The sequence below is a fragment of the Cellulomonas sp. P4_A2 genome (assembly GCF_056402515.1).
On sequence record NZ_JBFUHG010000036.1, the window covers coordinates 1 to 3790 of the forward strand.

The 3790-nt window shown below is 67.6% G+C and carries 4 protein-coding genes; all 4 read right to left on the reverse strand.

Annotated elements, in window-relative coordinates; all coding sequences use genetic code 11:
• Positions 1-209 precede the first annotated feature (209 nt).
• Positions 210-1268 (reverse strand): carbohydrate kinase family protein, encoded by a 1059-nt coding sequence (locus AC1DUE_RS19885; protein WP_477041143.1) that lies wholly within the window; start codon positions 1266-1268, stop codon positions 210-212.
• 100 nt (positions 1269-1368) lie between these two features.
• Positions 1369-2142 (reverse strand): ATP-binding cassette domain-containing protein, encoded by a 774-nt coding sequence (locus AC1DUE_RS19890; protein ID WP_477041144.1) that lies wholly within the window; start codon positions 2140-2142, stop codon positions 1369-1371.
• Positions 2142-3197 carry an ABC transporter permease gene (locus AC1DUE_RS19895; RefSeq protein ID WP_477041145.1) on the reverse strand — a complete coding sequence of 352 codons (1056 nt, stop codon included), beginning with the start codon at positions 3195-3197 and terminating at the stop codon, positions 2142-2144. Before AC1DUE_RS19895 ends, AC1DUE_RS19890 begins: the two co-directional genes overlap by 1 nt.
• 113 nt (positions 3198-3310) lie before the next feature.
• The coding region (locus AC1DUE_RS19900; protein ID WP_477041146.1) for a substrate-binding domain-containing protein at positions 3311-3790 on the reverse strand (480 nt) is incomplete at its 5' end.

The following is a 3790-nucleotide window of genomic DNA, read 5'->3' on the forward strand; positions in this document are numbered from 1 at the left end:
GCTGCGCAGCTCGATGGGCCGCGTGAGTGCCTGCACGGTCATGTCACCTGGCCTTCCCGCGCAGGTCGACGGGCGTCGACTCGCTCAGCCGAAGCATCCCCGATGGATCGAGCAGCAGACCGTGTGCGGGGCTTCGCCACCCGCCCGAGGGATCGAGGTTGGCACGAACCGGATTCCCGGCACGGCTTCGAGGCACGACGCCTACCGAGTCAGATCCCGTCGCGCTCCGGTCCCTGCGGAGGCCTCGGATTGGGCATGCGGCCCGCTTGAGTCAGGCGTTCTGGCGGTAGATGGAAACGCAATTCCCCGCTGATGGCCGAGCCGTCCAGAGATGGTCTGGGCCCGGACACGGGCAGTTCAGCGGCTGTGGGCGGCTCCGCGCCTGCCCGTGACACGGTGATGGCCGAGGCTGCCGCCGCACGCTCGAGGATGGGTCGTAGCACTCCGACGGGGCTGGCCCTCAGCCGAGGACGCGCCTGGGCGCCGAGCAGGCCTTGGCCGCCGAGGCCGTCGAGCAAGGCGGCCATGAACGAGTCCCCGGCTCCCACGGTGTCGACGACTTGGACGGGGACTGGCGAGATCCGGATCGCGCCGGTTGACGTCATGGCGACCGCCCCCTGCGATCCACGAGTGACCACGACGAGCGCTGGGCCGGCATGGACCCACCGTCCGGCGACTTCCAGAGGATCCGCGCCGGGGTACAGCCACTGCAGATCGTCGTCACTCGCCTTGACCACATCCGCATCGGCGAGCAGTCGAGCGGTACGTCGCATGACGTCGTCGCGGTCGGCCAGCAGACCCGGGCGGATGTTGGGGTCCAGGCTCACTGTCGTCGACGTGCTCAGGTCTGCGACCAGACGCTCGACCGCGTCAGCGCCAGGCGAGAGGTAGGCAGCTATGGATCCGACATGCACGTGCGTCGCGCGTGGAATCAGTACGTGCGTCGCCAGCGCCGCCCACGAGATGTCGAAGAAGTACAGCGCTCCGCCGGACTCGTCCAGGACCGCCGTCGCAGTTGCCGTCGCCTGGTCGCCGGGGCCGGCGTCGACGATGTCGACCCCGGCGCTCAGGAGATGGGAACGAATGATCCGGCCGTGGTCGTCGTCGCCGAGCTGGGTGACGAGCGTTGTTCGTCGACCTAGCCGCCCCAGACCGAATGCCACATTCATCGGACTGCCGCCGGGGTGCGTCTCGACGTGGCCGTCCGTGGATCTGACCAGGTCAGCGAGAGACTCGCCGATCACCAGGAATGTGGGCTCGTCGTTCATGAGGACTCTCCGGGACTTCGATCTGTGAACGGTGCGAGCCGGTCGCCGAGTGACTTTCGCCATCGGATCGCCGGCGGAGTGTCCTGACGCGTCGGCGGACTCAGGCCACCTGCTTGGCGCCCGTCATGATGGCGACGGCTTCTTCTGCCGAGTGGGTGTGCGGCGTGACGACCGCCGCGCGACGACCCAGCCGTTGGATGTGCACACGGTCGGCCACCTCGAAGACGTGCTGCATGTTGTGGCTGATGAGGATCACCGGCAGGCCGCGTTCGCGAAGGTCTCGGATCATCTGGAGAACCTGGTTGCCTTCCCTGACGCCAAGCGCGGCCGTGGGCTCGTCGAGGATGATGACCTTCGAACCGAACGCCGCGGCCCGCGCCACGGCGACCGCTTGACGTTGGCCGCCCGAGAGCGTCTCGACGGCCTGGGTCGTGTCCTGCAGCGTCGTGATGCCGAGTCGCTTGACCTGCTCTTCCGAGCGCCGCCGCATGCCCTTGGTATCGAGCATCCGGAACACTGACCCCAGAACTCCGGCCCGGCGCTCCTCTCGGCCGAGGTAGAGGTTGCTCGCGATGTCGAGCGCCGGTGACACAGCGAGGTTCTGGTAAACCGTTTCGATGCCCGCGGCGCGCGCTTCCTGGGCGCCGTGGAATCGCACGGGTTTCCCGTCAAGGAGCAGCTGCCCCGCATCGGGGGTGTAGGCCCCGGAGAGACACTTGATGAGCGAGGACTTGCCCGCCCCGTTGTCACCGATGATCGCCAGGACTTCACCTGGATAGAGCTCGAGGTCCACACCGTCGAGTGCGACCACTCGCCCGAACGTCTTGACGAGGTTCTTCGCCTGAAGCACAGGCTTGCGGCTGTCCTGGTCCATCAGGCACGCCCCCTTCGGATCCACTGGTCCACAGAGACCGCGACGATGATCAGCACGCCGACCGTGAGCGTCTGGTACAGCTGGTCCACGCCCGCCAGCGAGAGACCGTTGCGGAATACTCCGACGATGAGCGCGCCGAGCAGGCTGCCCCAGATCACCCCGCGGCCGCCGAACAGACTCACCCCACCGATCACGACCGCAGTGATCGAGTCGAGGTTGGCGTCTGCACCCGCATTCGGACTTGCGGCGTTGATGCGTCCGACAAGGATCCAGCCCGCGAGTGCGAAGGTCGCGCCGGCCGCGAGGTAGACGCTGAAGAGGACACGACCGACCTTGATGCCCGCCAGGCCTGCGGCCTCCTTGTCGTCACCAACGGCGTAGACGTGCCGCCCCCAAGCGGTCTGACCGAGGGCGTACGCCGCGACGACGTACATGAGCAGCATGATCACGACACCGGCCGTGACGCGCACGCCCCAGACCGTGAAGGCCGAGCCGGTCCATGTCAGCAGCGGCGGAAGCTCGCCGCCGCGCACAGTGGCCCCATGGGAGTAGAGGAGGGTCAACGCGACGAAGATGTTCAAGGTGCCGAGTGTGACGATGAACGGCGGCAGCTTGAATCGTGTGACGAGGAAGCCGTTGAGCGCGCCGCAACCGAGGCCGACCAGCAGCGCCAGCAGCAGCGCGAGGACGGCCGGAACGCCGCTGTCTGTCGCCGTCTGTGCCATGACCATCGAGCTCAGCACCATGATCGCGCCCACAGACAGGTCGATGCCGGCGGTGAGGATGATGAGCGTCTGCCCGATAGCCAGGGCACCCACCACCGCGACTTGCTGGGTGATCAGCGAGAGGTTCTCGGGCCGCCAGAAGCGGTCGTTGAGGAACCCGAAGACGATGACCGCGACGACCAGGACCACAGCAGGGCTGAGAGCCGGATACCGGTGGAGGACGGACTGGATCCGTTCGCCCGTCGTCGTGTTCTTCAGGAGGTCTTCGGTCGTTCTGGAAGGGGTTCCAAGCGGAGCCGGGTCGGCTGCCGGTGCAGATGGGGTAGTCATCACGTCGCTTTTCCTTGAGGCGATCGCCGGGCAAGGCCCGGGCAAAGGACCAGGGTGGGAGGTCGTGCGGCCAGACGGCGCCGGGTCCACGGCGCCGTCTGGCCTGCGAGGGCTCAGCCCCAGCAGATCTCCGAAGCCTCGGTGGTGTCGATGCTCTCGATGCCGTCGACCGGGTTGTCGGTCACCAGCGCGACACCGGTGTTGAAGAAGTCCAGGCCCTCGCTGGTCGTCGGGGCCTCCCCGCCGCGGGCGAGCTTGGCGATGGCGGCGACACCCTCCTGGGCCATGCGGACGGGGTACTGCTGCGAGGTCGCGTCGATGATGCCGTCCTTGACGTACCCGACGCCGGCGCAGCCGCCGTCGACCGAGGTCATCAGGACGTCCTCAGGGGTCTTGCCGGCGGCCGTCAGAGCCTGGAAGGCGCCGTAGGCGGTGGGCTCGTTGAGGGTGTAGACGACGTTGATGTCGGGGTTCTTGGACAGGCAGGTCTCCATGGCGGTCGTGCCGCCGTCCTCGCTGCCCTGGGCGGCCTCGTTGCACACGATCGTGTAGTCGCCGCCGGAGTAGGTGCCCGACTCGGCCTCGTCGCCGTT